The sequence below is a fragment of the Arthrobacter pullicola genome, assembly GCF_014836875.1.
Classification (GTDB): domain Bacteria; phylum Actinomycetota; class Actinomycetes; order Actinomycetales; family Micrococcaceae; genus Arthrobacter_B; species Arthrobacter_B pullicola.
Window position 1 is genome coordinate 423,271 of sequence record NZ_JACSQC010000002.1, and the last position, 26,289, is coordinate 449,559.

A 26,289-nucleotide genomic window follows, 5' to 3' on the forward strand; every position below is an offset into this window, starting at 1 on the left:
TGTCAAATTCGTTGTACAGTTGCACGAGTTTCGACGAAATTGACTATAACTCCCCCTCCTGCGGCGGAAGGCCCTCCCCCATGACCACAACACACACCCTCCCGGCGGGTGACGAGGTAGTCCAGAACCTGCCTTGGCGCTGGCGGGTCCAAGGCAGGATCTTCATCATCGGCGGGCTTGGTTTTATGTTCGACGCCTGGGACGTCACGCTGAACGGCGTTCTGATTCCGCTGCTCTCCAAGGAATGGGACCTGGTGCCAGCCCAGGCGGCCTGGATTGGAACGGCCAACCTGCTGGGCATGGCGATCGGGGCGTTCCTTTGGGGCTCTATCGCCGATGCGATCGGCCGCAAGCGGGCTTTCACAGCCACGCTGCTGATCTTTTCGATCTTTACTGTTCTGGGTGCATTCGCTCCCGATATCGCCTGGTTCTGCGTCTTCCGGTTCTTCGCCGGCATCGGGCTCGGAGGCTGTGTGCCGGTGGACTACGCGCTGGTCGGTGAGTTCACCCCGCGAAAGCAGCGCGGACGGGTACTCACGGCGATGGATGGCTGGTGGCCGGTCGGCGCTGCACTGTGCGGCATCACCTCCGCGGTGATCATGGCGACCGTCGCGGACTGGCGCTGGACCATGCTGATCATGGTGGCGCCCGCCCTGCTGGTCTTCTGGGTGCGCCGCTCAGTGCCCGAATCGCCACTCTTCCTCGTCCGCAAGGGCCGCACGGAAGAGGCCAAGGCGGTCATTAACGACCTGATCGAGCGCACCGGCGGGACCCAGACCGAATGGCGGCTTCCCGAACCCGAGCCTGCAGCGAAGTTCTCGCTGAAGACCATGGGCAGCCAGCTGACGGAACTGTGGCGCTCGAATCCGAAATCGACAGTGACTGCGTGGTCGTTGTTTGTGACCCTCCTGCTGGTCTACTACCTGGCCCTGCAGTGGATGCCGAAGATCCTGGTTGATGCCGGGTTCGCCGAATACAAGGCTTTCCTGACGACGTCGGGCATGGCCGCTGTCGGTCTCTTGGGCGTGATCGCAGCTGCACTGCTTGTGGAACGTGTCGGCCGCAAGTGGCTGCTCGCCGTCACCGGTCCCGCCGCCGCAGCATCCCTGGTGGTGGTGGCACTCGTCGTGGATGTTCCGGCTGCGGCAACCACCTGGCTGCTGATTTACGGGTTCGTGGTGCAGGTGGCCATACCGGTGCTCTACACGTATGTGTCCGAGTTGTACCCGACCAGGCTGCGTGCCAGCGGTTTCGGGTGGGCGTCCACGGCGTCGCGGGTTGGGGCAGGGCTTGGCCCGCTGCTTTTCGTGTCGGTGCTCTGGCCGTATCTGGGCCTGCCGCTGTCCTTTGCCGTTGCTGGCGTGCTGGTCCTGGCTTCGGTGCTGTGGATGGCCCGCTTTTCTCCGGAGACCCGGGGCGCGGCACTGGACTAACCGTTCTGCAGGTGCCGGCCGGGGACGTGTGTCTCCGGCCGGTTCCGCGTCAGCGGCTGGCAGGGGCGAAGACCGGCAGGACCCGCGGGATCGAACGTTCGGCCGGTCAGTGCCCGCCAGTCAGCGGAACAAGTCTGCTGCAACGGCCGGTGCCCGCGGGAGGTCCCACAGGCTGGTGGTCAGCGCTGCGGGAGGGAAGGAACGCCCGCGGCGCTCAGCTGCCGCAGGGTTTCGATCAGCAGCCGGCGTTCCTGGACCTTAATCCGTTCGTGCAGCGATTCCTCGGTGTCGCCGTCGAGCACCTCCACTGCTGCCTGTGCCAGGATCGGGCCGGTGTCCACGCCGGCGTCGGCAATGTGCACCGTGCAGCCAGACACCTTCACACCGTAGGCCAGGGCGTCGCGGACGCCGTGCGCGCCGGGGAAGGAGGGCAGCAGCGCCGGGTGGGTGTTGATGTAGCGGCCGGCAAAAGCGTCGATGAAGTGCTCGTCGACAATCCGCATGAACCCCGAGGACAGAACGACGTCGGGCGAATAGGAGGCGACCTTCTCCGTCAGTGCCCGGTTCCAGTCAGCGCGGACGGAATAATCGCGGAAATTCACGACGAAGGTTTCATATCCTGCCGCAGCGGCCCGTTCGACACCGTAGGTATCCGGACGGTCGGCCCCCACGGCGGCGATCTCGAGGTTCAGGTCCCCCGCGGCTATGGCGTCGATGACGGCCTGGAGGTTAGAGCCGGTGCCGGAGACCAGAACAACAATTCGCATGTGTCAACCTTAAGTCCAAGCGTCGCCTAGGCTTAATCCATGAACAACGACGGCCCTCCACTCAACGCGCGACCGCCGTTTCCTCCGGCTGCCCGCAAGCCCGAACCGACCGAGGCGCAGACCAAAGAAGCCAGGTCCTTCCTGTGGGTGTTTATCGCTCTACTCGCGGCCATGCTGATCAGCTCCGAACTGGCCCTGCCGTGGAAGCTCCTCCCCCTGGCACTGGGCGTTGCCGCCCTGGTGGTTGGCATCATGGCCATGGTCAAGATCATTCGTTTCGGCATGCACCGGATGCTCCGGGTCCTCGTGTCCATGGGCCTGGCCGCAACTGCCTTCATGACCCTGGGGCTCGCCGCCATGGTGGCATTGTGGCCGATGACCGCCAAGTACGAAACCTGCATGCAGTCTGCGCTGACCGTCCAGGCTACGGAGAGCTGCGTGCAGGACTACATGACCTTCGGCGGAATGATCCCCGAACCGTAAGCAGCCGAGCGCCGGCCTGTGGGCCGTGGCGGTTTACCAGAGCCGGTGCCGACGTCTGGCAGGTGCTTTGTTTTGGAGGCGCTGTGTCGAAAGTGCTTAGACGTGGTCCAGGACGTCTTCTGATGCCGCCGGACGGGGCCGCTTTTCGTGTTCCAGCCAGGGACCCGCCGCATAGCCAATGACGGCGCCGACGGCGACTTCCGCAGCCACCCAGACGCCGGTCCAGAGCGGTTCCGGGCCGATCTCCGCGAAGCGTCCGACCCCGAGAGATCCCCTGGATATCAAGGCAACCGCCATGGCAAACAATCCGGAAGCAATTCCGATGATTCCACCGAGCGCGATGGTCGAGACCGGGGCGGTGAACCAACGGGCATGGATCTTGATAGCCAGCCACTCATCGAAATGGTTCTCCCCCTCACGGAGGAACCACCAACCCGCGAGGACTCCCGCCGCAACCGGGATCAGCAGTGCGGCGTAGGCGAATTCCATCTGTCCGCCGGGCAGCGCAGCCAGCACGGGCAAGGCCGGCAGCGGCCCGACCGTTGTCTCCAACGGGCTGATCGTGCTGCCGGTACCGAGGGCGAAGCCAGCACCCGAGGCCCAGGATAGGGTCCAGCCGACAAAGTTGGGGATCAGGCCCAGCTGGGCCACGGTGAGCACCACTCCGCCGATGATTCCGGCGTCGAGCCGTTCATAGATAGCAACCATCTGTGCCCAGTTCAGTGCCAGCGCTGCGACCAGCAGCAGTGCCGACAGGCCCAGTGCTGCACTGATTCCCACAACGCCGGCGCGTACAGCGGCCCAGAGATAGGAGCCGGCCCAGCGGGAATGCTGGCTGGTCCGCGCGATCCAGTCGGTTAGGTCCACCCCGATCAGCCGTACCCAGGAACCGGCTTCCCGGCGTGCGCCGATAATGAGGCCCAAACCAGCCGGGACGAGCGGCACCAGTCCGCCGGCAACGAGCGAGATTCTGACATCGTCATTCGCCGAAAAGTAAGCGGCCGCCGTTCCAACGAGGGCGTAGATCCCGAGCGCACCCAGCAGGGCCTGCCACAGCTGGTCCGTGTAGGACGCCCGGGCCAGGCGGCGGCCTGCGCGCCAGGCGAGGAAGAAGGGGATGAGGGTCAGGCCCAGTGGGATGAGAGAGAGAAGCCCTCCCGTCTCATCCGGCCCGACAGTCCCCGCTGGGAACGTCAGGGACAGCGGTACTCCATGGAGGAGCAGCCAGGCCTGGCCGCTCAACCGGGCAAGGGAGGCGTAGTCTCGGTCGGAGAATCCGTTCGCGGCCCAGACCCCGCTCAGCGGCAGGATGACCACCAGGGCTGACAGCACGGCGGCCTGCCCCAGTTCGAACATTCCCTGCAGCCAGAGTGGCATGGGCACCACACCCGGCTTCTTCGGGCGTTTAAAGAGTTTCATCGCCTTCTATCGTGCCATTGGGGGCCATGCGCACCCTTCAGGTACCAGGTGTGAGTCGGCGCATAGTGTCGGGGGCGCATGGCGCTCGGCTCCGGTGAAGTCCAGGCACCAGGCTCCAGGCTCCAGACTCCAGACTCCAGACTCCAGGCTCCAGGCTCCAGGCTCCAGGCTCCAGGCTCCAGGCTCCAGGCTCCAGACGAACCTTAAAACGGTGGTGGGTCGTTATCTTCCCGCTCGTCAGGTCTTGCGCCTGTGCCTGCACTCACCCAGGCACCACGTTTGTTGCTAGCACCAAGGCCTGAGGCGTGGCCGTCACCTGCAGCTGTGCCCGCATCCACGTCTGTACCTGTCACCGCAGCTCCGCCTACACCTGCACCTGTCTCCGCATCTGGCCCCGCACCTGGCCCCGCACCTGGCCCCGCAGGCTCACGGCCAAGATAGTCGAGGGCCGCTTCGGTGCGATAAGCCTGACCGGCTGGTGAGGTCCACTCAATGGTGCCGGGCTGCGGTTGGCGTGCTTTCCAATGGCCGAGGGTTTTGAATCGATGGTGTTTGGGACAAAGATGCTCCAGGTTCGAATGCTCGGTGGGCCCGCCACGGGCCCAGGGTCGGGTGTGGTCGATTTCGGAGCGGGTCACGCTGACGGCACAGCCGGGGAACCGGCAGGTTCCATCCCGGGCCTGGAGCCAGCGTTTCAAACCGGCAGGGATCCGTCGCCTTCGCCCCACCCCGAGAATCTCCCCCGTGGCGGGGTCCTGCAACAGCGGTGTCCAGCTCAGGGCCTGCAGGATCATTCGTCGTCCGGCCTCAGGACTGATCGGGCCGTATCCGTTCAACTCAGCGGGGGCTTCATCCAAACCGGCGAGGGTATCGAGGTTGATCAGGACCATCACCTCCGTCTTCGTCCGGAATCTGCCCCGGTGCCGATCCGCCCGGCGGCTGCCCCGCCTTGGCGCGGCGCCCTCAGCTCCATCCGTCGGTTGCCCTGATTTTCCGGCCAGAGCTGGAGGGATGTCCGGGACTGCAGGAACCTTTGGAGCTGCAGGAATCTTCGAGATTGCAGGAATCTTGGAGACTGCAGGAATCTTCGAGATTGCAGGATCCCCCGGCCGGGTCGTTCCCTCCCGGCGCACGGCTGGCGGGAGCGCATCCCCCGGGCCGCCGCCGTCGAGCATTACCGTGGCGAAAGCATCCGCGCGCAGCTGGTCCATGGTTCGGGGGTCGCCGGCAGTTTTGCCGGCGCGGGCCGCGCCTGACAGCGCTGTGTAGATGGCCTGCCCCCGCTCCGCGGCCATAAAAGCCGTCAAACAGGACATGCCATCCGGCAACGCTTCGAAACACACCCGCCGCTTTTCCAGCGCATCCCGGTGCCGGACCGAAATTGTCTCGGGGAACCGGGACTCCCGCAGCCGGCGGGCCTTCTTCCCAAATCCAGCTGCTGTTCGGCCCTCGGCCGTGCTCAGCAGGTCCGCTTCGAAACGCTGCCTCATGCTTACCGGCTCAGCATCGGCATTTCCCAAAGCGTCCGGCGAATCCGCAGAACCCCGGCTGCCTGCGGAATCCGGGGCGGCCGCGCCGTCATCGGCGTTGCCTTGGCCCAGCAGGTCCAATGTGGGTTGGGAGTCCTCCCCCTGACTGGGAACATCCGCTCCAGTGCCGCCACCGCCGTCAGCCGGACCGGCGTCGTGATTCGCGCCGTCATCCGGGTCCGGCGTGTCAGGGACGTGCTGGGTTTCGTCCAGGATGATGCGCGCGTGCTGATACCCGATCCGTCCCTCGGCCAGCCGTGCCAGGGTCTGAGGGTGCTCGCGGCTCAAGCGGGAGGACTCACTCACCAGACGCATTGCGCTCATGTGCGGCAGATTCAGCAGTGCACCCGCCTCAGCTGCCGCCAGGGACAACGCCAAACCCGGGTTCTCTCGGCCGGCAGCCCGGGCAATGTCCCGGGCGAAGAGCTCTTCCAGCCGCGTCGCGGCCCTTGCCTGCTGCGCCTGGGCCCAACAGATCAGCGCCCCGAGCCGCTCCAATGCACCCACGGTTTCCGCAAACCCCAGCAGCTCCACCGAACGCAGCGACAAGCGCCCATCGAGCCCCTCCGGCACGTCCGCCAAATCCACGGCCGGATCGTCTGCAGGATCAGCACAAAAAACGGCAGCAGAACCACGAACGCCACTCGAGGCGGAACCCGCCCCTTCGGCGTCGAAGGCACCGGACGCCGGACCGGCGTCGTGATTTGTGCTGGTGCCTGAAGTCCCGAAAGCCCTTGCCCCGTCGGCGTGTCCGGAAGCCCCGGCCCCGGGAGAACCCCCGTGATGGACGCTCGGGCGAGCACCCGGCGCACCGCCGTTTTCCCGGTCCGTGGACCGGGAAAACGGTGTGCCCGGGGAGCGCTTCATACCCCAACACTTTCAGCTGCCACCGACATTTGAAGCCGAAAAACGGCCCATCGAGGGGCCACCAATTACGGGACTTTCCGGAGCTGCTACCTACTTATTTCTCGCTTCGCCGGGAGGCCCGGATCCGGTGCCGGCGAGCGGTCCGGAATGGCTCCGGTTACGCGTAAAGGTCGAACAGTCCTTTGGCCATGGCCGCCGCGGCACCAATGAAGGCGATGACAATGACGCCAAACCGTACATGTTCGTCGCTGATGTGTTTCTGGAGCTGCTCACCCGCATAAATACCAGCCACAATCAGGACGCCGATCAGGATCCACGCCAGCGTGCTGAACGGAGGCATCTGCCCCGGGGCCACTATGAGCTTGACGCTCAGGGTAACGATCCCCATGGTCACGAAAAACGGCTGCAGCGTCGCGGCAAAGGGGCGCTGCGGCCACCGCGCCAGCACCGCGTAGGCGCTGACCGCCGGACCGCCCACTCCGGCCACGGCATTCGTAACACCGGAGGCGAATCCAGCAATCGCTTTGGCCCTGTTGCCGGTCACCACCACGGAATTCCGTGCCAAAACCAGCGATGCCCCAAGTGCAACCAGCACAATCCCGCCAACAATGACGGCCATCGGTGCCGCCGGCAGGTAAACGGCTGCAATTGACGCAGGAATCGTACCGATAACCGCAGCTGCCGTCAGCCAGCGATACATACTCCAGTCCACCTCTTTCCAGACGCGGAACATGATCAGGAGGGAGGAAATCAATCCGCAGACGTTCACCATCAGGACGCCGCCATGGGCTCCAAGGATGATGACCAGGAAGGGGGAAATAAGCAATGCGAAGCCGAGACCGGCGATTCGCTGGGCCACTGCGCCGATAAAGATCGAGGTCAGCACCACAATTAGAAGTCCGGTAGTCACGCCAAACACACTACGCTGGGCCTATGGTTTCTCCTGCTTCGGCACTCCGGACGGCTGACTGGCGCAGACGCATGTTCGATATATATGCCCAGGTTCGGCACGCAGCTGCGGACGATTCGCCGTCGTCGGCCCATGATTTATGGCGTCACGAACGGGACATATTGTTCGGCACCCACGCGGCCTCGCCCCTGGACGAGGCGACGAAGGCGCGTTTCACGGGCCTCGCCGTCGCACCCTATGATCCTGCGCTGCGTTTTGAAACGGTGATTGACGACGACGGCGCCGGGCAGCGCCTGGAGGCCGCGACCGGTACGGACGGGACCGTGTATTTCGAGCGGCTGGGGACGGTGAAGGTTCCCGGAGTCGGCAGCCTGGCCCTGTGGCGGCTGGCCACGTACGGCGGCGGGCTTTTCCTGCCGGTACGCGATGCCCTCGCCGGCAAGGACGGCGGAACATACGGCGGAGGCCGCTACCTGCTCGACACCATCAAAGGAGCACATCTCGGAACCGGCGCCGGTGAGTCGCTCGTCCTGGACTTCAACTTCCTCTACAACCCGTCGTGTGCCTATGACGAACGCTGGGCCTGTCCTCTGCCCGGACCGGACAACCGGGTGGATGTCCCGCTGATAGCGGGTGAGCTGTATGCCGAGTACTGACCGCGCGGTGTTTGCCGTCGGGCCGGCGCGGGACACCGACGCCGCTGCGCTCGCTTCGCTGGCCGCCCTGACCTTCCCGCTTGCCTGCCCTCCCGCCGTGACGGAGGAAGAGGCAGCGGAGTTTGCCGGCCGGACATTGTCGGAAGACGCGTTCGCGGGTTTTGTCGCCGATTCTGCCCGCCGGGTCTTGGTTGCACGAGCTGATCCTGGCCTGGTCGGCTATGCCCTGCTGGTCCTGGAACCGCCCGCAGATCCGCAGATCGGCACAGCGCTGGAGGGTCTTCCCCATCCCACGGCCGAGCTCTCTAAGTTCTATACGCATCCGGCCGCCCATGGGCGGGGCGTGGCCTCCGGGCTGATGGCTGCGGCCCTTCAAACGGCGGAGGAGGCCGGGACGGGAACGGTGTGGCTTGGGGTGAACGGTATGAACCTGCGGGCGCAGGCCTTCTACCGGAAGTCGGGGTTCTCTGCCGTGGGCCGCAAACAGTTTCCGTTGGGGCCGCACCTTTTCGACGATCTCGTGTTGGCCCGGTCCCTTGCCTCCGGGAGCTGACCGATGCAGACGTTCCTGCCCTACGAGGGTTTTGCGCACAGTGCCCGGGTCCTTGATTCACCCCGGCTGGGGAAACAGCGGGTTGAGACCCTGCAGATCCTGCGTGCCCTTGTGGTTCCGGATTATGGGTGGCAAAGCCACCCTGCGACACGCATGTGGATGGGCTTCGTTCCGGCGCTGACCGCCTATGGTCTGGCGATGACCGACGAGTGGGTAGTCCGGGGGTTTGCCGACACTGTCCGTGACCAGTTGCTGGAGTTCGCACCGGAGGCAGCGTCCGACGTCGTTCCCCGTCCCGCGTGGCTGGGCGACGAGGCCTTTCATGAGGGGCACCGCTCGAACCTTCTGGTGAAGGATCCGGAGTTCTATGCAGAGCTGTTTCCCGGGACGCCGGCTGGCCTGCCGTATGTCTGGCCGGAGCCGGCGGTCCCGACGGCTCCCGCAGAACCCACTGACCCGTGGTTGTGGATTGCCCGTCCGGTCCGGGACCTTGACGGGCCGGTCATTGAGCTGCCCATGCTCTCAGCCCGCGGGACTCCGATCACAGGCAAGAAGGGCCGCCAGCTGGAGCGGTTTCTGGACGTGATGAACGACGGCGATGCGGTCGCGCTGCTCGGGTCGGACCGTTCCCGGCTGGAACTGGGAGAGGTTGGGCCAGTGACGCTGACGAATGACACGGCCCGGCGGAAGGTCCGGTTGACCGGCACGGTCCTGAAGCGATCGGCTTTCGTATATCCGGCCCTGCTGCAGGACCCGCGGGCGCTGTTCACGGTGCCGGCGCCGGGTAGCGTGCATTGAGAGCTATCGCACGACATCTGCGTACCAGCCATCGCCGGTAAAGCTGGCTTCTATGTACTGATTGAAGCCCCGGCCGGCATCGACGTTCCGTGATGTTCCAGTGCTGTCCCGGAGGACAATGACGCGCTGACGAGCTGAGATGTACGCGATCCAACGATCCCCGGGCACCAGATCGGGTGGCACTTGTGCGTTGTCGACCTCGACGTTGCCGCCCTCCCACCAGCCTCCATTGGCATAGGCCAGCGGGATGCCTTCGTAGAAGTTGGCGCAGGGGATGCAGTCTGGGCCACTGATAGCGCGGATTGGTTCCACGTCGCCGGTTTCATAGCCATATGTGACGAGGTCGTACCAGTGATCAATGAAGGCCAGGAAACCTTCTTTGGTTTCTTGCCTAGCCATCTCGGGAAGTTCCGGGAGCACCACGTTGGCTGCCGGTCCGTCTCCCGATGCCTGGCTATAAGACGGTGTGGGCGCCGGCGGCGGCGTCGGCGAGTCGGACGGAGTCCCTACTCCGCTCGCTACGGGGATCGAAGCAGATGGTCCACCGGCCGGGTCTGCTGTTCCAGCCGCAGCCGAGCAACCGCTCATAAGGATGAGCGCGGCCACGAGCACCAAGCATTGTCGCCCCCATTTGCCCTTCTGTGCTGCCTTTTCTTCGCTCATTCTCGTCCCCTTCAACCAGCACTCAGCGATCTGTGTTCCGCCGATGGTACTGGCCGGTGGCGGGGGTTCGGTGTTATCCACAGCGTAATTCCGGTCGACTGAGGGGAGGGAAGCAATGGCAAATCCGGCGCGTGCGGGAGCCTGCGGCCGTTGCCGGGAAGGCTTGCCGGCACCCCTCAGTTGTCAGCCCAAAATCAGCAGCCGACACCCGCCGGATTAACCAGGCAGTCATCAGCAACGTTCCGGGACTCCGAACGCCACACGCTAAGCAGCTGAGCCGGCGACGTGACCTGGGCCCGGCCATCGATCGGAACCATCGGGCCTCCGTTGACCGAGTATTCGCCGGAGAAGAACGTCGTCACTGTTACCGGAAAGTCTCCGGTGGACTGGTACGCATGGCTTGTTGCTGTCTGTTCACCCCAGCGTGATTCCGGCAGCGGACCGCCGGGAACTCTGGCCGGACCGTAAGCTGTCCCATCACCGTAATCGAACGTGTACTCCGTGGGGCTGGCGACAATCCGGATCGACTGGCCCAGCAGATTCATATCGAAAACCTGCTCTCCCGCTTCGACATACACGTTCGTATGCGCCCCGATAAGCGTGTGTGGGCTGGGCTGCACTGATAGTTGTCCTGGGGCAATCGGACTCTCCTGGAAAGCGGAGAGGACAGCTGCGCGGAGCCGCTCTTCGAAGGCTGAGGGGTCTTCGGAATAAATGCAGGATGGAACTGCACCGATACGAGTCCAAATCGGGTTTGCATCACCTTTAAGGGCATAGGACCACCAAACAAGCCGCCCATCCGGACCCGCATCACACTTTATTCCAAAGGCCACCATACAATCGATGTCACCATTATTTTCATCAAAACAGGCCATCTCGTATTTGTACATCATTGGATCCTCAGCTAAACCCACTTGAAAAGGAGTCCAGAAACCTGTTTCCGGGTCTTGGTAGTAGTCAGCTTTTCCTACGACTGTTCCATTCTCTCCAAGTTCCCCCTCGGGGACACCCGCAGCATGTACGGGAGCGGCGAAAATACAGGATGCAACACAAAGCGCCGCTAGGGTTCGCCATCGACGCCTTTTCATGGGAGCTTCTTTATGGTGACAACATCTTGGGCAGTCCACTCGCCCGAGTCAAATGACGCTTCAATCATCTGGACGTAAGGCTTTCCTTCACCTCTCGTCCCAAAATGAACACCACCCGGCCCATACGCCTCTATCGGTTGCTGAACGAATAGAACCAATACTTGATATTCGCCGTTTTCCATACGAATAAAGTCTGAACTGACGGAATTGGCGCTGACGACAGCACCTCCAAACCATCCGCCTTCTGCATAACCCTCTTCCAATGTGGAGTAAAGACCAATGCAGGCGGTGCAGTCCGGCCCGCTGATGGCCTTCACTGGTTCAACATCGCCGGTCTCATATCCGTAGTTCGCCAGGTCATACCAATGCCTGGCGAAAGCGATCAGCCCTTCCTTGGACTCGACCTTCGCTTCTTCCGGCATGACCGGCAGCGGGACATTCTCCGCAGGACCCTCAGCCGATGCCGGCTTATACACAGCAGACGGAGACGGGGATGAACTCTGCGATTCCGACGGGATCGCAGAGGGGCTCACACTCGGAGTCTCGGCGGCATCCGCATCACGCTCCCCCGAACCGGAACACCCCGACAGCACCAAGGCACCCGCAACAACAACAGCAAGCCACCCTCCGGCAGTACTGCCGGGCCCGGAGCCAGACGCTGACCCAGTTCCAGCACCCGCTCCGGAACCGGCACCGGCACCGGCAGCGACTCCGCCTTCCGCTCCGGCACCGGCAACTTCTCCGGGCACGGCTCCAGCTCCAGCTCCGGCACCAGAGCCACCAGCACCAGCACGGCGACGATCAACGAGACTAAACATGTAAGACCCCCGGGGTAAGCCATCAGGACCAGTGCGCTTAGATGCTACTCAAACTGCCGCAAAGCATACTGACTTATCCACAGGGCGCCACCGAAACCCCATCCCAAAAAGTAGAAAATCCGCCCGTAACGGCCCTCAGTCCGCGTTCCGCAAGGAAACCAGCATCCGCTTCACATCCCGGAACTCCTGGGATTGCGCAAACACCACGGCTTTTCGCAGATGCTCTTCCACGTTCGACTCAGCCCCCGCCCCAGCGACCGCATCAGGCCGAACGCCAGCCTCAGGCCGAACGCCAACCTCGCCCCCGCCCCCAGCCGGAACCACCCCCGCAAACCGCCCGCCGCTGGACTCCGTCAGGGTGAAGAAATCAAACAGTCCGCAGGCTGCCTCCTCCGCAGAAGGAGGCGGAGCGCTCACGACGGCGTAGGTCACCTGGGCAGTTTCACCCCCAGCCGGCACAACGGACCGGTAGACAAACCGCTGCACCGTACCTTGCGCGGATCGCAGCTCCGGCATCGGCGCAGCATCATATTCGGTGTACGTCACCGGCTCCGGCAGCGGAGTGCAGATCTGGTCGGTGATGATCCCGGTGTCCAGCCAGGCAATCACGCTCCCGCCGCCGTCGTGCACCCGCAGCGACACCCCACCGGCCGGGTCATTCGCAAGGGTTGCCGCTTCCTCCACGGACCAGTCGGTACGGTACTGAAACTGCAGGTCAGCAGGCACAACGGTGTAGGTTGCCCAGCTTGGAGAAGCAGTCCCCGGCGCATCATCCGGGGTCTGAGACACTGCGCAGGACGACAGGCAAAGGCTGCTTATTATTCCCGCCGCAATCAGGGTGTTACGGTATCTCACATCGGCTCCCGGAAGTTTCCGCGTGCACAGCAACTATGCTACGCAGCCCCGGCAGTGCCACCCATAGCTTTCTGCAGTCTGCGCATCCGTCCGGCCCAAACCGGCCCGGCGCGTCTGCAGGAGCCCAGTACACGTGCAGCGTCGCACACCCACATATACCTGCCTTGTGCCTGACCCCTTTTGGAGGCTCCCATTACCGATATCTCCGCCGAACACGACGTGTATTTTGGCACTCCCGAAGACGGGAGTGAACCCGAAGATCTGCAGACAGCATCCCTGGCCGTTATCCAACGTGTGGAGCACCGCCCGAACGTCCAGAAGATCAAGGGCCGCCTGACCCTGATGGACACTGGCCTCACCCCGCACCAGGCGATGGTGGAGGACCTGCTTTTCGTCCGCCGAGTCCTCGAAGACGCGGGAATTGATTACCTGCTGGTCCGCGGAAACGACGAGCGCCCGGTCATCGCGATCGACATCCGGCTGCGCGAAGCGCTTCGCAGCGCCCTTGTCGAGGCCTGCCGGGACGAGCCGTTCTACTCCCGCAGTGTGGATACGGACAAGTCCCGCACCCTGCTGATTGCCGACGGCGGGCTCTCCCCACACCAGAAAACCCGCATCGTCCGGCTGTTCCGTCCCCGCGGAACCAGCGGCACCAACCTGGTCTTTGGCCCTTCCGCAGGTGTGCAGGTGGAGCTCTGGGAGCTCGGCGACACGGAAATCACCCTCCCGGTGGAGAACTCCCTGACCCGGCGCACTCTCCCCGCTTCCGAAGTGGTCCGCGGCAGCGTGGACAAGCACGGCCTGACCTGGCCGACGATCGAGAACATGTTCGCCGACCACGCCACGGACATCCGCTTCGACGTGGATCTCGTCTTTTCCTGGGTGGACGGCAGCTCGCCGGAGTACCGCGCCCGCCGCGCCGCCCTGATGCAGGGCGCCGTCGTCGGCGAGGGGGATGACCATGAGGCCCGCTACCGGCAGATCAACGAACTGAAGTACGCACTGCGCTCGGTCTACATGTTCGCGCCCTGGATCCGGCGCATTTTTATCGCCTCGGATTCCCCGCGCCCGGACTGGCTGGCCGACCATCCCTCGGTGACCTTCGTTCCGGCTGCGGAGCACTTCCGCGACCCGTCAGTGCTCCCGACCTTCAACTCGCAGGCCGTGGAATCCCAGCTCCAGCACATTCCGGGTTTGTCCGAGCACTTCCTGTACTCCAATGACGACATGTTCTTCGGCCGTCCCGTCGGACCGGATTTGTTCTTCTCCCCCGGCGGCATCACCAAGTTCATTGAAGCCAGCACCCGGATCGGGCTGGGCGCCAACGATCCCGAACGCAGCGGCTTCGAAAACGCCGCCCGGGTCAACCGGCACCTGCTCTGGGAGCGGTTCGGCCGCATCACCACCCGGCATCTGGAACATACTGCCGCACCGCTGCGCAAGAGCGTCCTGGTGGAGATGGAAGCCGTGTTCCCGGAGGAATTCGCGGCTACGGCGGCCAGCAGGTTCCGGGCGAAGGACAACATTTCCGTCACCAACTCGCTCTACCACTACTACGCTCTGCTGACCGGGCGCGCTGTCACGCAGGAAACCGCGAAAGTAAAGTATGTGGACACCACCTCCTACCGTGGGCTCAAATCCATGGACCGGCTCCTGGAGAAACGCAACAAGGACCTGTTCTGCCTGAACGACGGATCCTTCCCCGAAGTATCCACCGAGGAACGCACCGCGCGGGTGACGGAATTCCTGGAGAAGTACTTCCCCATCAAGGCACCCTGGGAGAACTAGGACACACGGTACGACGGCGGCGGCTGGGCAGGTTCCCGGCCGCCGTGTCTGTGGGCAGGAAGCTCCGCCAGCCGGGCATGATGCAGGGTGTGCAGGACCGGTGGGCAGCGCAGATCAGCATCCCAGGCAAGCTAGGTCAGCATCCCGGGAAAACTAGGTCAGGAACCCCCGCAGCAGGCGCGCTGTTCCCTCCAGGTGCGCGGCAGCGGCGGCCTCGGCTGCGTCCGCGTCGCCCCGCAGGATTGCGTTGGCAAGCTCGCGGTGCTGGGCCTGTGAATGGTCCAGATTCCGCTGGAGCAGCGGGATCCGGTCCAGCAGATCGCTCGCCTGTGCCCGCGCATCGGCAACAGCAGCGACCAGGCGCGGCGAGCCCGACAGCTCCGCCACCGCAATGTGGAACCGGGCATCCTTGGGCCGGAACGTATCCATGTTCGCCTCATCCACTTCAGTGAGCGCAGCCAGCAGATGGGACCTGGCCGCCGGTGTCAGGGTGGCCTGGGCTGCCAGCCGGGCCGCAGCCGGTTCAACAATGCCGCGGAACAGCAGCACATCCTCGACATCTCCTGCACTGCTGCCCTGCTCCTGCACGGCCGCTCCCGGGAGGACCGGAGCCGCGAAGGTGCCGCCGTACCGGCCGCGCCGGGACTGCAGATAGCCGGCGGCTTGGAGTTCCGCGAGCGCCTCACGGAGAGTAGCCCGCGAAACCCCCAGCTGTGCGGCCAGCTCCCGCTCAGGCGGCAACCGGGTGCCAGCGGCATAGATACCGAGTTTGAGCCCCTGGAGCAGCCGCTGGATTGTCTCTTCGAAGGCGTTGCCGCGCCGCACGGGCCGCGGCACCAGTGCCCCGGAGTCAAACTGCGGCTGTGTCATGCCGGGAGTCTAACTGCAAATGACTGGAAACAGGCCAATAGAAAGTTCGGCTGGGCTCTTGACGTGCCCTCTTACGCAACGTCAGACTAAGGCCCACTTTCCATGGACTGAAACTAGTCCTTTACGCCGCGCCTGCTGCGGCGGTGCTCTTCTTTCCCTGCACGGCACCCGGCCCCGAAGGAAAACGGCATGGCAAAATCCCGGGTCGACTACACCAAGGTCGACGCAAACTACATGAGCCACCGCCAGCTCAAGCGCGGCGCAGCAGGCTGGATCCTGCTCGCCGGACTGGGCGTGGCCTACGTCATTTCCGGGGACTTCTCCGGCTGGAACCTCGGCCTGGCCCAGGGCGGGTGGGGTGGACTGCTGATTGCCTTTGTGCTGATGGGCATCATGTACACGTGCATGGTTTTCGGCCTGGCGGAGCTCTCCTCCACCCTCCCCACGGCGGGCGCCGGCTACGGGTTTGCCCGCCGGGCGCTCGGCCCCCTGGGCGGCTTTGCCACGGGAATGGCGGTGCTGATCGAGTACGCCGTGGCTCCCGCCGCGATCGCGACCTTCATCGGCGGCTACATAGAAGCCCTGGGTCTCTTTGGGCTGACCAACTCCTGGCCGGTGTACCTGGTTACCTACGCCATCTTCATCGGCATCCACATCCGCGGCGTGGGCGAAGCCCTGAAGCTGATGTTCGCCATCACCGCCATCGCGGTCCTGGCGCTGGTTGCCACCGTCGTCGGGCTGGTCCCCAAATTCGATGCCGCCAACCTCTTCGACATCGTCCCCTCCGATGCGGCCGGGGCCAGCTCCTTCCTGCCCATGGGCATCGCCGGAGCGCTGGCTGCGCTGGTCTACGGCATCTGGTTCTTTCTTGCCATCGAAGGCGTACCACTGGCGGCCGAGGAAACAGCGAACCCCAAGAAGGACATGCCCCGCGGCATCATCGCGGCGATGGCCATGCTTCTGGTCTTCGGCGCGCTGATGCTGGTCCTGGTCCCCGGGGCTGCCGGTGCCGAAGCCATGAGCACCTCTGACAACCCGCTCCCCGAAGCCCTGCGCATCGCCTACGGCGGGAACACCCTGCTGGCGGACTTCGTGAACTACGCCGGCCTCGCCGGACTGGTGGCCAGCTTCTTCTCCATCGTCTACGCCTACTCCCGCCAGCTCTTCGCCCTGTCCAGGGCCGGCTATCTTCCCCGCTGGATGTCACTGACCACCCGCTGGCGCACCCCTTACGTGGCGCTGATTGTCCCGGGCACCATCGGCTTCCTGCTCGCAGCACTCACCCGCGACGGCGGACTACTGATCAATATCGCGGTCTTCGGTGCCACCGTCTCCTATGTGCTGCTGAACCTCTCGCATATCGTCCTTCGGCGCCGCGAGCCCGACCTTCCACGCGGCTACCGCACTCCGGGCGGGGCCGTTACCACCGGCGTCGCGCTGGTCCTGGCGGTGGTGGCGGTGATCGCCACTTTTGTGGTGGATGTGCTGGCTGCTTCCATAACCGCCGGCATTTTCGTGGCAGCGCTGGCCTACTTCTGGTTCTATAGCCGGCACCATCTGGTGGCCAGCGCACCGGAAGAAGAGTTTGCACAGATCAGCGAGGCAGAAAAGGAAATCCGCTAGCACCGGCACTACAACCTCGGAGCGTGGACAGCATGAAGCAGCAATACCCCAACGGCCTCGGCATCGACGAGCTGCGCGAACTCACGGCGGCGGGAAGCATCGACACGGTGATCGTCGCCCTTACCGACCATCTTGGCCGGCTGCAGGGCAAACGGTGCGGGGCCAGGTCCTTCCTGGAGGACGTTTACCCCCACGGAGCAGAAGGCTGCAACTACATGCTGGCCGTCGACGTGGACATGAACACGATCGAAGGCTATGCATCCTCCTCCTGGGAGAACGGCTACGGAGACCTGGTCATGCGCCCGGACATGGATACGCTGCGGCTGGTGCCGTGGCTGCCCGGAACGGCGATTGTGCAGTGCGATGTCCTGCGGACCGACGGGTCGGCGCTGGCGCCCTCGCCGCGGCAGATCCTCCGCCGGCAGCTGGAACGGCTGCAGGAGCTGGGGTACCGCGCCTATATGGGCACCGAACTGGAGTTCATCCTCTTCGATGACAGTTATTCGAATGCCTGGGACAGCGGATACAGCGGTATGCAGGCATCCAGCCGCTACAACGTGGACTACTCGCTGCTGGCCACTTCCCGGCTGGAACCGGTGCTGCGGGCGATCCGCACTGGAATGGAAGGCGCCGGCATGGTCGTTGAATCCTCCAAGGGCGAATGCAACTACGGCCAGCAGGAAGTCACCTTCCGGTTCGATGAAGCCCTGCGCACCTGCGACAACCACGCCTTTTACAAGACCGGAGCCAAGGAGATCGCGGACCAGCAGGGCAAAAGCCTCACGTTCATGGCGAAGTTCAACGAACGCGAGGGCAACTCCTGCCACATCCACTTCAGCCTCCGGGACCTCGACGGCAACCCGGTGCTCCCCGGCGACGGAGAACACGGCTTCAGCCCGGTGATGGAGCACTTCATCGCCGGACAGCTCGCTGCCCTGAAGGAACTCACCTACTTCCTGGCCCCGAACGTCAACTCCTACAAACGGTTCGTGGAAGGCAGCTTCGCTCCTACCGCCATCGCCTGGGGCCTGGACAACCGCAGCTGCGCCCTCCGCGTCGTCGGGCACGGCAGCGGCCTCCGCACCGAAAACCGGGTCGGCGGCGGAGATCTGAATCCCTACCTGGCCGCAGCAGCGCTGGTCGCCGCGGCCATCCACGGCCTGGAGAACCGGCTGCCGCTCGAGCCGGTCACCGCAGGCAACGCCTACATCACCGGCGCCGACCGCCTGCCCACCACGCTCCGGGCCTCCCGTGACCTGCTGGCCAGCAGCGAAATCGCCCGCAAGGCCTTCGGGGACGAGGTCCTTACCCACTATGTCCACGCGGCCGACGTCGAATTGGCGGCTTTCGACGCGGCCGTCACCGATTGGGAGCGCAAGCGTGGTTTTGAGCGGCTCTGACCTGCCCGTCGGGGGCACGGGCGGCGGCACCGGCGAGAGAACCGGCGGCGGCAGCAACTCAGGACGCCCCCTGATCGGGATCACCACCTACTACCAGCAGGCTGCCTGGGGTGTCTGGGAGGGCGCCGCGGCGCTGATCCCGGGCACCTATGTGGACGCAGTGGCGGCCGCCGGTGGCTCCCCTGTGCTGCTGCCGCCGGTCGGCACGGAAACCGCGGTACTCGATGTCCTGGACGGGCTCATCACCGCCGGAGGCACCGACGTGGATCCAGCGGTCTACGGGCACGAGCCCCACCCCCTTACGGTCAGCCAGCCGCTGCGCGACGCGCACGATCTGGCCCTGACCAACGCTGCCTTGGAGAAGGGAGTACCCCTGCTGGCCATCTGCCGCGGTGCGCAGATCCTGAACGTCGCCTTGGGCGGGACGCTGATCCAGCACCTGCCGGATGTCCGGCCGGAAGCGAACTACCAGCCCGCGCCCGGGGTCTTCGGTGAGGTTCGTTTCAGCACCGCTCCGGGCAGCATCATCGGCTCCCTGCTGGGCGCGGAGGCGAGCGCACCCTGCTATCACCACCAGGGCATCGCGGAACTGGGCCGTGGGCTGCGGGTCACGGCGGAGGCCCCCGTTGGCACGGTGGAAGCCATCGAAGCAGTCGGCGGAGGCTGGGTCCTGGGAGTGCAGTTCCACCCGGAACAGAACCCCGGAGACCTGCGGCTGTTCGAAGGCTTCATCGCCGAGGCGTCCCGGGGGCGTGCCGAGCGCGGCAGGACCCTGGGGCGCATCGAGCGCAGCGCCACGCGCCGGGACGGCGTTCGCCCCGGCACCCTCCGCCCGGACACCGAAGCCGCTGCCAACCGGGAAGGAGTCCACTGGTGAGCACCCCCATCCTCAACCCCGCCACGGAAGAGGCCATAGCCGCCGTCGCACCCCTGGACCTGGCGGCCACGGACGCTGCCATCGAGGCGGCCGCCCGCGCCTTCGAGAGCTGGCGCCATACCGGTCCGTCCCACCGCGCCGCACTGCTGCGCCGCTTCGCCGCCGCCGTCGACGCCGATTTGGAAAACCTCGCGGCGCTGGAAGTGGCCAACGCGGGGCACACCCTCGGCAACGCCCGCTGGGAAGCCGGCAACGTCCGCGACGTGCTGGCCTATTACGCCGGAGCGCCGGAGCGGCACACCGGCGCCCAGATCCCGGTAGACGGCGGAATAAACGTCACCTTCCATGAACCGCTCGGCGTCACCGGGGTCATTGTGCCCTGGAACTTTCCGATGCCGATCGCGGCCTGGGGATTCGCCCCGGCGCTGGCAGCCGGAAACACCGTGGTGCTCAAGCCCGCCGAACTTACCCCGCTGACCGCGCTGCGCCTGGCCGAACTGGCCCTGGAAGCGGGACTGCCGGAGGGAGTCCTGCAGGTACTGCCGGGGAAAGGCTCGGTGATCGGCGAGCGCTTCGTCACCCATCCGGCCGTCCGCAAGGTCGTTTTCACCGGGTCTACGGAGGTGGGCCGGCAAATCATGGCCGGCTGCTCCACCCAGCTCAAACGGGTGACCCTGGAACTGGGCGGGAAAAGCGCCAACATCATTTTCGACGACGCCGACCTCGAGGCGGCAGCCGCCGCCGCGCCCGGCGGGGCGTTCGATAACGCCGGGCAGGACTGCTGCGCCCGCTCCCGCGTCCTGGTCCAGGCCAACGTGTACGAACGGTTCCTGGAACTGCTCGAGCCGCAGGTCACCGGACTTACCGTGGGTGATCCGCGGCAGACGGACACCGCCATGGGCCCGCTGATTTCCGCGGCACAGCGCGACCGGGTGGCCGGCTACGTGGCGGCGGACGACGTCGTCTTCCAAGGCAAAGCTCCGTCCGGCCCGGGCTTCTGGTTCCCGCCGACGGTCCTGGCGCCGGCTCCGGGAAGTCCGGCCCTGCGGGAGGAGATTTTCGGTCCGGTGCTCGCCGTTGTTCCCTTCCGGGACGAAGCGGACGCGATCCGGATCGCGAACGACTCCGCCTATGGACTTTCCGGTTCCATCTGGACCAGGGACCTAGGCCGGGCACTGCGCACCGCCCGCGGGGTGGAGGCCGGAAACCTGTCGGTCAACTCGCATTCCTCGGTGCGGTACTGGACCCCATTCGGCGGCTTCAAACACTCGGGCCTGGGGCGTGAACTGGGCCCCGATGCACTCGACGCGTTTACCGAAACCAAGAACGTTTTCATCGCCACGGGCCGGTAGTGCCCCCAAGGAAGGAACGCCATGCCTGAACCGGTCTCACAAGGTCTCTCTCAGCGGCTTGCGGGCCGCGCCGCCGTCATCACCGGCGGGGGCAGCGGAATTGGGCTGGCCAGCGCCCGGCGGCTCGCCGCGGAGGGCGCGCACGTGGTCGTAGCGGACATCGATCCCGTTGCCGGCAAAGCTGCTGCCGACGAGGTCAGCGGCCTCTTCGTCCCGGTGGACGTCACTGTCGAGGAGGAAGTCCGGCGGCTCTATGAGATCACCCGGGAAACCTACGGGCGCGTGGACATCGCCTTCAACAACGCCGGCATTTCCCCACCGGAGGATGCCTCCATCCTGGCGACCGGCATCGAGGCCTGGCGGAAGGTGCAGGAGGTGAACCTGACTTCCGTGTTCCACTGCTGCAAGTTCGCCCTTCCGCACATGCTGGAACAGGGCAAAGGCTCCATCATCAATACCGCGTCCTTCGTCGCCGTCATGGGAGCGGCGGCCTCACAGATCTCCTACAGCGCGTCCAAGGGCGGGGTGCTGTCCATGAGCCGGGAACTCGGCGTGGAGTTTGCCCGCCAGGGTGTCCGGGTGAATGCCCTGTGCCCGGGGCCGGTCAACACTCCCCTGCTGCGCGAGCTGTTCGCCAAGGATCCGGAAAAGGCAGCACGCCGGCTGGTCCACATCCCGCTGGGACGCTTCGCCGAGCCCGAAGAACTAGCCGGTGCCGTAGCCTTCCTGGCAAGTGACGATTCCTCCTTCATCACGGCCTCCACCTTTATGGTCGACGGCGGCATCTCGGGAGCGTACGTCACCCCGGTTTAGCCCGGTTCCCCGGCTCCGGCCCACAGCTGTGATCCGGGGATGGTCCGGTACCGGTCTCCAACCTCCCCGGCCGGTCAAGCCCCTGCCGTGAGCGCGACAGTGGCGGCTGGGCAGCTCGCTTGGCACACTGGGGGCATGACTAGCGATGAAAAGCCGCCCATTGTCGAACTCACGGCTGAAGAGTCCTGGAGGTTTGTCGAAAAAACCTTCCACGGCCGGCTGGCTCTGAGCGTCGGCAACCGGCCGGATATCTTCCCGGTGAACTATTACGCGCACGACGGCGTGCTTCTCTTCCGGACCGCTCCCGGCACCAAACTGGCGGAGCTGACCGTGAACTCGCAGGTCGCGTTCGAGGTGGACGGTATTTACAGCGACGAAGCCTGGTCAGTCGTTATGCACGGGACCACCCGGGAACTCGAGCTGTCCGCGGAGATCGAGGCTGCCGAGCAGCTCCCCGTTCGCCCCTGGGTCCGGACCGAAAAACACCACTTCGTGGAGCTGACCCCCACGAGTATCTCCGGGCGGTTCTTCAACCTCGGTCCGGAGCCAGGCCGGGACTGAGCAGGACACAGCTCAGGCGTGGCTCATGCTCCGGGCATCGAGGATCCGGATTCCGGCTGCATCGAGCCGGCGCCGGGTCTCCATCTCGTCCACCCGCTCCCCCACGGTTTCCTGCTCCTCCAGGGGCACCACCGAGTGGACCACGGAATCCTCGTACACATGGATCATGTTGAAGCCCTGCCCGGCGTCCTGTCCCCGGGTTCCCGGCGTCGCAAGGTCCTGCGTGTAGCACGTGGCCGAGGCAACGGACACCGGAATGCCGGCGAAGGTGGCGAAAGTGGAGTAGTGCAGGTGGCCGGCAATGATCGCCCGGACATCCGTTCCTTCGACCGCCGCAGCCAGGGCACGCTGGTCGCGGAGCTCCACCAGGACACTGAGGTCCTGGACGCTGGGAACCGGCGGATGGTGTAGTGCCAAGATGGTTCCGTCAGGTGCCGGAGCAGCCAGGACGGAGCGGAGCCACGCGAGCTGGGTTCCGCTGAGCTCGCCGTGGTGGAAGCCGGGAACGGTGGAGTCAAGAGTGATAATGCGCAGGCCGTTGACGTCATAGACCCGGTCCATTGGTGCCATATCAGGGGCCTCGCCCAGCAGCCGCTCCTTGAAGGTGTCCCGGCGGTCATGGTTGCCCATCACCCAGATCACCCGGGCTCCCATCCTTCGCGCTGCGGGTTCCACGATCGCCAGCAGGGAGTCATAGGCTGCCGCCTCACCTTTATCTGCGAGGTCTCCGGTGAAAATTATCGCTTCCGGCCGGCGCTCCGCTGCCTCCAGCCTTTCAAAGAGGGAGACTAGCTTCGCCCGGCTGTCCACCGATCCGTAGAGCGGGCCAGGACCTGCCAGCAGATGGGTGTCGCTCAGATGAAGGATGAAGTGTCGCGGCCGCGGGTGTTCGGCCGGGAGGTAATCCATTGTTGACCTTCTAGTGTCGTCCGGTGGTCGTCTAGTGTCGTCGGGGGAAACGGAAGCTCGGTACCCGCTTAATCAAAGCAGAAATAAGGTGATCGGGGTAACTTTACGGCGGTGTGTCCGCCCCGGCACCCGATGTGCACCTACACGTCACCTGATGTTCAAAAAAGAGCCGGAACGGTACCTTGCTTCGATTCCAGGGGTCCGGTTTTTTTCCATGCTCTGGTGCCGGCTCCTGCCCCGCCGTAGGCTCGTGCGTGAAACCGCCGTCCCCCGTAAGGAACCACCATGAAACTCAGCCATATTCCGCTGCGGCTCACTACCGGCGCGTACATCCTCAATTCCGGTTTGAACAAACGCAACCTGGACGCTGAATCCGCGGCCGGGCTCCAGCATCTGGCCGGCAACGCCTTTCCCCAGGTCCTGGACCTGGAACCGGCACGTTTCGGCAAACTGCTCTGCGCTGCAGAAATCAGCCTTGGGCTGTTCCTCCTGACACCGTTTGTGCCCAGCAAGCTGGCCGGCCTGGCACTGGGCGCGTTTTCCGGCGGAATGGTCACCATGTATCTGAAGACCCCTGAATTCACGGAGGACGACGGATTCCGGCCCAGCAGCGCCGGTGTCCCCTTCGCAAAGGACATCTGGTTGGCCGGCATCGCCGCGGCACTGCTTCTGGACACCAAGAGCAAAACAAAGGTCAAGGTCGTCAAGGTTCCCACCCCCGTGAAAGCAGCTGCAGCGGCCGCCGCGGTGAAGGCCGCGAAGGAAGCCAAGGATTCCCATTCGCACAAGGACAAGGGCAAGGGCAAGGGCAAGTAGCCCCGCCCGGCAGACGCAGCGTCCCCCAAACCTGAACGCCCCGCCAGCCGCAACGTCCCGGAAACACAGCGGCGACAACCTGAAACATGCCGGTGGAAGACTTCCCGCATGTTCCTCACGCCGTCGGATACGGAAAAACTCCTGCTGAGCGTTGCCGGAATGGTCGCCCGCGACCGGCAGGCACGCGGTTTAAAGCTCAACTACCCGGAGGCAATTGCCCTGCTCTCCTGCTGGGTGATGGAGCGCGCCCGCGAAGGCGGCCTGGTGGCCGATCTGATGAGCCAGGGACGCAGCGTCCTCACCCGCGCTGACGTCATGGAAGGCGTTCCGGAGATGATTCCGGACCTGCAGATCGAAGCAACTTTCCCGGACGGACGCAAGCTTGTCACCATCACGGATCCGATCTCATGAGCGGGCCCCTGATTCCCGGCGAAATCCGGACTGCCAACGGCTCCCTGGAGATCAACGCGGGCCGCCGATCCCGGACCCTGGTGGTCACGAACGACGGCGACCGGCCCATCCAGGTGGGCTCACACTTCCACTTCGCGGACGTAAACTCCGCCCTGTCCTTTGACCGGGACGCGGCCACGGGATTCCGGCTGGGCGTTCCGGCCGGAACAGCCGTCCGCTTTGAACCCGGTGCCTCCCGCGAAGTGCTGCTGGTGAAGTTCGCGGGCAGCGGCACTGTGCCCGGACTCCAGATCCGCCGTTCCCCCGAAGGAGCCTAGGCATGCAGGTCAGCCGGCACGAATACGCCCACCTCTACGGACCCACCGTCGGAGACCAGGTCCGGCTCGCGGACACGGATCTCTGGATCAGTCCGGAAAAGGATTACACCTTCGGCGGGGATGAATCGGTCTTCGGCGGCGGCAAGAATATCCGCGAATCCATGGCTCAGTCCACCCGCACCTCGGCGGAAGGCGCCCCGGACCTGGTCATCACAAACGTGCTGATCGTGGACCATTGGGGAATCGTCCGCGCCGACGTGGGCGTGAAGGACGGCCGGATCGCCGGAATCGGCAAGTCCGGCAACCCGGACATCATGGACGGTATTGACCCTGCCCTGGTGATCGGCCCCGCTACCGAGGTGGTCGCCGGAGAGGGCAAAATCCTCACCGCCGGCGGAATCGACACCCATGTGCACCTGCTCGGCACCGATGCGCTGCGCGAGGCCCTGGCCTCCGGCATCACCACGGTGGGAGGCGGCGGCACCGGACCGGCCGAGGGATCCAAGGCCACTACTGTGACCCCCGGTGCCTGGAACCTGCAGGTGATGCACCGGGCCCTGGACACCCTGCCCCTGAACTTCCTGCTCTACGGCAAGGGAAACACCGTCAGCCAGGCCGCCCTGGCGGAACAGGCCCTCGCCGGCGCCGCGGGCTACAAGGTGCATGAGGACTGGGGCTCCACCCCCGCCGCGATCGATGCTGCCCTCACGGCGGCGGAGAACTGGGGCGTCCAGGTGGCACTGCATGCCGACTCGCTGAACGAGGCCGGCTATGTCCAGGACACTCTCGCAGCCATCAAGGGCCGCGGCATCCATGTGTTCCATGCCGAGGGTGCCGGCGGCGGACATGCCCCGGACATCATCACCGTGGCTGCGGCAGCCAACGTGCTGCCGGCGTCGACCAATCCCACCCTGCCGTTCACTGTCAACACGGTGGCCGAGCACCTGGACATGCTGATGGTATGCCACCACCTGAATCCGCGGATTCCCGAAGACCTGGCCTTCGCCGAATCCCGGATCCGGGCCAACACCATGATGGCCGAGGACGTGCTCCAGGACCTCGGGGCCATGTCCATCACGTCCTCCGATGCCCAGGCCATGGGCCGGATCGGTGAAACCATCACCCGCACCTGGCAGATGGCGCACGTGATGAAGGACTACATGGGCACCACCGAATCAGCCCTGCCGGCAGACAATGAACGCGTCCGCCGCTACATCGCCAAGTACACGATCTGCCCTGCGGTGGCGCACGGCATCGACGCGGAAGTCGGTTCCATCGAGGTCGGCAAGATGGCGGACCTGGTGCTCTGGAACCCTGCCTTTTTCGGCATCCGTCCGTCCATCGTGATCAAGGGCGGGGCGATCGTAGCCGGCCAGATGGGCGACCCCAATGCCTCCCTGCCCACCCCGCAGCCGGTCTGGATGCGCGAGGCCCTGGCCGGCCGCTCGTCCTCGGCACCACACCTGTCGACGTCGTTCGTTGCCCCGGCGGCGCTGGAGGACGGCCTGGCGGAAAAGCTGGGACTCACCCGTTCCCTGACCGCGATCAGCTCCACCCGCAGCGTCACCAAGGCGTCCCTGCCGAACAACACCGCGCTGCCGGACATCCAGGTGAATCCGGAAACGTTCCTGGTTAGCATCGACGGCCAGGTCATCGAACCGGCACCCGTCTCCGAGCTCCCGCTGACCCAGCGCTACACGCTGTTCTAGGGGG

At 64.9% G+C, this 26,289-nt stretch carries 27 protein-coding genes; 16 read left to right on the top strand and 11 right to left on the bottom strand.

The genetic code is table 11. The features are described 5' to 3' along the window. The first annotated feature begins 80 nt into the window (after positions 1–80). Positions 81–1,433 (top strand): MFS transporter, encoded by a 1,353-nt coding sequence (locus H9638_RS05245; protein WP_191746140.1) that lies wholly within the window; start codon positions 81–83, stop codon positions 1,431–1,433. A gap of 179 nt (positions 1,434–1,612) precedes the next feature. Here H9638_RS05245 and purN read toward each other — a convergent pair whose 3' ends face one another. Next, positions 1,613–2,200 carry a phosphoribosylglycinamide formyltransferase gene (purN, locus tag H9638_RS05250; RefSeq protein ID WP_191746141.1) on the bottom strand — a complete coding sequence of 196 codons (588 nt, stop codon included), beginning with the start codon at positions 2,198–2,200 and terminating at the stop codon, positions 1,613–1,615. A 39-nt stretch (positions 2,201–2,239) separates the two neighbouring features. Between purN and H9638_RS05255 the strand changes: the two genes are divergently transcribed. After that, positions 2,240–2,683, top strand: coding sequence for a hypothetical protein (locus tag H9638_RS05255; RefSeq protein ID WP_191746142.1), 444 nt, complete (start codon positions 2,240–2,242; stop codon positions 2,681–2,683). A gap of 96 nt (positions 2,684–2,779) precedes the next feature. Here the strand turns inward: H9638_RS05255 and H9638_RS05260 are convergent, their stop codons facing one another. From H9638_RS05260 to H9638_RS05270, 3 genes are all read right to left on the bottom strand, one after another. Then, a complete protein-coding gene (locus H9638_RS05260; RefSeq protein ID WP_191746143.1) occupies positions 2,780–4,102 on the bottom strand; it encodes a cell division protein PerM in 1,323 nt (440 codons plus the stop codon). 203 nt (positions 4,103–4,305) lie between these two features. Further along, complete coding sequence (locus H9638_RS05265) at positions 4,306–6,219, bottom strand: HNH endonuclease (protein ID WP_191746144.1); 1,914 nt, start codon at positions 6,217–6,219, stop codon at positions 4,306–4,308. A gap of 436 nt (positions 6,220–6,655) precedes the next feature. Continuing rightward, positions 6,656–7,408: a TSUP family transporter gene (locus H9638_RS05270; RefSeq protein WP_191746145.1), complete on the bottom strand. Its 753-nt coding sequence runs from the start codon at positions 7,406–7,408 to the stop codon at positions 6,656–6,658. Between the two features lie 71 nt (positions 7,409–7,479). On the opposite strand from H9638_RS05270, the gene H9638_RS05275 reads away from it, so the two are divergent. Genes H9638_RS05275 through H9638_RS05285 form a run of 3 tightly spaced genes read left to right on the top strand, consistent with a single transcriptional unit; the run spans position 7,480 to position 9,415 of the window. After that, the gene (locus H9638_RS05275) at positions 7,480–8,064 is read left to right on the top strand and encodes a DUF1684 domain-containing protein (protein ID WP_225217006.1); all 585 of its coding nucleotides are present in this window, start codon (positions 7,480–7,482) and stop codon (positions 8,062–8,064) included. Further along, a complete protein-coding gene (locus H9638_RS05280; protein ID WP_191746147.1) occupies positions 8,051–8,617 on the top strand; it encodes a GNAT family N-acetyltransferase in 567 nt (188 codons plus the stop codon). Before H9638_RS05275 ends, H9638_RS05280 begins: the two co-directional genes overlap by 14 nt. Positions 8,618–8,620: 3 nt before the next feature. Then, positions 8,621–9,415 carry an MSMEG_6728 family protein gene (locus H9638_RS05285; protein ID WP_191746148.1) on the top strand — a complete coding sequence of 265 codons (795 nt, stop codon included), beginning with the start codon at positions 8,621–8,623 and terminating at the stop codon, positions 9,413–9,415. Between the two features lie 3 nt (positions 9,416–9,418). On the opposite strand, the gene H9638_RS05290 is transcribed toward H9638_RS05285, so the two are convergent. From H9638_RS05290 to H9638_RS05310, 5 genes are all read right to left on the bottom strand, one after another. After that, positions 9,419–10,078, bottom strand: coding sequence for a DUF6318 family protein (locus H9638_RS05290; RefSeq protein ID WP_191746149.1), 660 nt, complete (start codon positions 10,076–10,078; stop codon positions 9,419–9,421). Positions 10,079–10,272: 194 nt separating this feature from the next. After that, positions 10,273–10,698 (bottom strand): hypothetical protein, encoded by a 426-nt coding sequence (locus H9638_RS05295; protein WP_191746150.1) that lies wholly within the window; start codon positions 10,696–10,698, stop codon positions 10,273–10,275. A 464-nt stretch (positions 10,699–11,162) separates the two neighbouring features. Beyond that, on the bottom strand, positions 11,163–11,699 hold the full coding sequence (locus H9638_RS05300) for a DUF6318 family protein (protein WP_191746151.1): 537 nt from the start codon (positions 11,697–11,699) through the stop codon (positions 11,163–11,165). Next, positions 11,696–11,971 (bottom strand): hypothetical protein, encoded by a 276-nt coding sequence (locus H9638_RS05305; protein WP_191746152.1) that lies wholly within the window; start codon positions 11,969–11,971, stop codon positions 11,696–11,698. The genes H9638_RS05300 and H9638_RS05305 overlap by 4 nt, the downstream gene beginning before the upstream one ends. 148 nt (positions 11,972–12,119) lie before the next feature. Continuing rightward, positions 12,120–12,773, bottom strand: coding sequence for a hypothetical protein (locus H9638_RS05310; RefSeq protein ID WP_225217008.1), 654 nt, complete (start codon positions 12,771–12,773; stop codon positions 12,120–12,122). Between the two features lie 408 nt (positions 12,774–13,181). On the opposite strand from H9638_RS05310, the gene H9638_RS05315 reads away from it, so the two are divergent. Then, entirely contained in the window at positions 13,182–14,627 is a 1,446-nt protein-coding gene (locus H9638_RS05315) for a stealth family protein (RefSeq protein WP_191746357.1), read from the top strand. Between the two features lie 153 nt (positions 14,628–14,780). Here H9638_RS05315 and H9638_RS05320 read toward each other — a convergent pair whose 3' ends face one another. Then, positions 14,781–15,497: a FadR/GntR family transcriptional regulator gene (locus H9638_RS05320; protein ID WP_191746154.1), complete on the bottom strand. Its 717-nt coding sequence runs from the start codon at positions 15,495–15,497 to the stop codon at positions 14,781–14,783. 189 nt (positions 15,498–15,686) lie between these two features. Here H9638_RS05320 and eat point away from each other — a divergent pair, with 189 nt between their 5' ends. The 6 genes from eat to H9638_RS05350 all read left to right on the top strand — a co-directional run bounded on the left by eat (position 15,687) and on the right by H9638_RS05350 (position 22,123). Continuing rightward, positions 15,687–17,120 carry an ethanolamine permease gene (gene eat / locus H9638_RS05325; RefSeq protein ID WP_191746155.1) on the top strand — a complete coding sequence of 478 codons (1,434 nt, stop codon included), beginning with the start codon at positions 15,687–15,689 and terminating at the stop codon, positions 17,118–17,120. A 32-nt stretch (positions 17,121–17,152) separates the two neighbouring features. After that, entirely contained in the window at positions 17,153–18,520 is a 1,368-nt protein-coding gene (locus H9638_RS05330) for a glutamine synthetase family protein (protein ID WP_191746156.1), read from the top strand. After that, positions 18,507–19,397: a gamma-glutamyl-gamma-aminobutyrate hydrolase family protein gene (locus H9638_RS05335; RefSeq protein ID WP_318241785.1), complete on the top strand. Its 891-nt coding sequence runs from the start codon at positions 18,507–18,509 to the stop codon at positions 19,395–19,397. The genes H9638_RS05330 and H9638_RS05335 overlap by 14 nt, the downstream gene beginning before the upstream one ends. Then, positions 19,394–20,749: an aldehyde dehydrogenase family protein gene (locus tag H9638_RS05340; RefSeq protein ID WP_404799629.1), complete on the top strand. Its 1,356-nt coding sequence runs from the start codon at positions 19,394–19,396 to the stop codon at positions 20,747–20,749. Before H9638_RS05335 ends, H9638_RS05340 begins: the two co-directional genes overlap by 4 nt. Before the next feature lie 21 nt (positions 20,750–20,770). Continuing rightward, positions 20,771–21,562 carry a 3-oxoacyl-ACP reductase gene (locus H9638_RS05345; protein WP_191746158.1) on the top strand — a complete coding sequence of 264 codons (792 nt, stop codon included), beginning with the start codon at positions 20,771–20,773 and terminating at the stop codon, positions 21,560–21,562. Between the two features lie 135 nt (positions 21,563–21,697). After that, on the top strand, positions 21,698–22,123 hold the full coding sequence (locus H9638_RS05350) for a pyridoxamine 5'-phosphate oxidase family protein (RefSeq protein WP_191746159.1): 426 nt from the start codon (positions 21,698–21,700) through the stop codon (positions 22,121–22,123). A 12-nt stretch (positions 22,124–22,135) separates the two neighbouring features. On the opposite strand, the gene H9638_RS05355 is transcribed toward H9638_RS05350, so the two are convergent. Continuing rightward, positions 22,136–23,032 carry a phosphodiesterase gene (locus tag H9638_RS05355; RefSeq protein ID WP_191746160.1) on the bottom strand — a complete coding sequence of 299 codons (897 nt, stop codon included), beginning with the start codon at positions 23,030–23,032 and terminating at the stop codon, positions 22,136–22,138. A 285-nt stretch (positions 23,033–23,317) separates the two neighbouring features. Between H9638_RS05355 and H9638_RS05360 the strand changes: the two genes are divergently transcribed. The 4 genes from H9638_RS05360 to H9638_RS05375 all read left to right on the top strand — a co-directional run bounded on the left by H9638_RS05360 (position 23,318) and on the right by H9638_RS05375 (position 26,285). Continuing rightward, complete coding sequence (locus H9638_RS05360) at positions 23,318–23,848, top strand: hypothetical protein (RefSeq protein WP_318241786.1); 531 nt, start codon at positions 23,318–23,320, stop codon at positions 23,846–23,848. Between the two features lie 108 nt (positions 23,849–23,956). Further along, positions 23,957–24,259, top strand: a complete 303-nt coding sequence (locus H9638_RS05365; protein WP_191746161.1) for an urease subunit gamma — start codon at positions 23,957–23,959, stop codon at positions 24,257–24,259. Continuing rightward, positions 24,256–24,576, top strand: a complete 321-nt coding sequence (locus H9638_RS05370) for an urease subunit beta (protein ID WP_318241787.1) — start codon at positions 24,256–24,258, stop codon at positions 24,574–24,576. The genes H9638_RS05365 and H9638_RS05370 overlap by 4 nt, the downstream gene beginning before the upstream one ends. A 2-nt stretch (positions 24,577–24,578) precedes the next feature. After that, complete coding sequence (locus H9638_RS05375) at positions 24,579–26,285, top strand: urease subunit alpha (protein ID WP_191746162.1); 1,707 nt, start codon at positions 24,579–24,581, stop codon at positions 26,283–26,285. Positions 26,286–26,289: the final 4 nt, after the last annotated feature.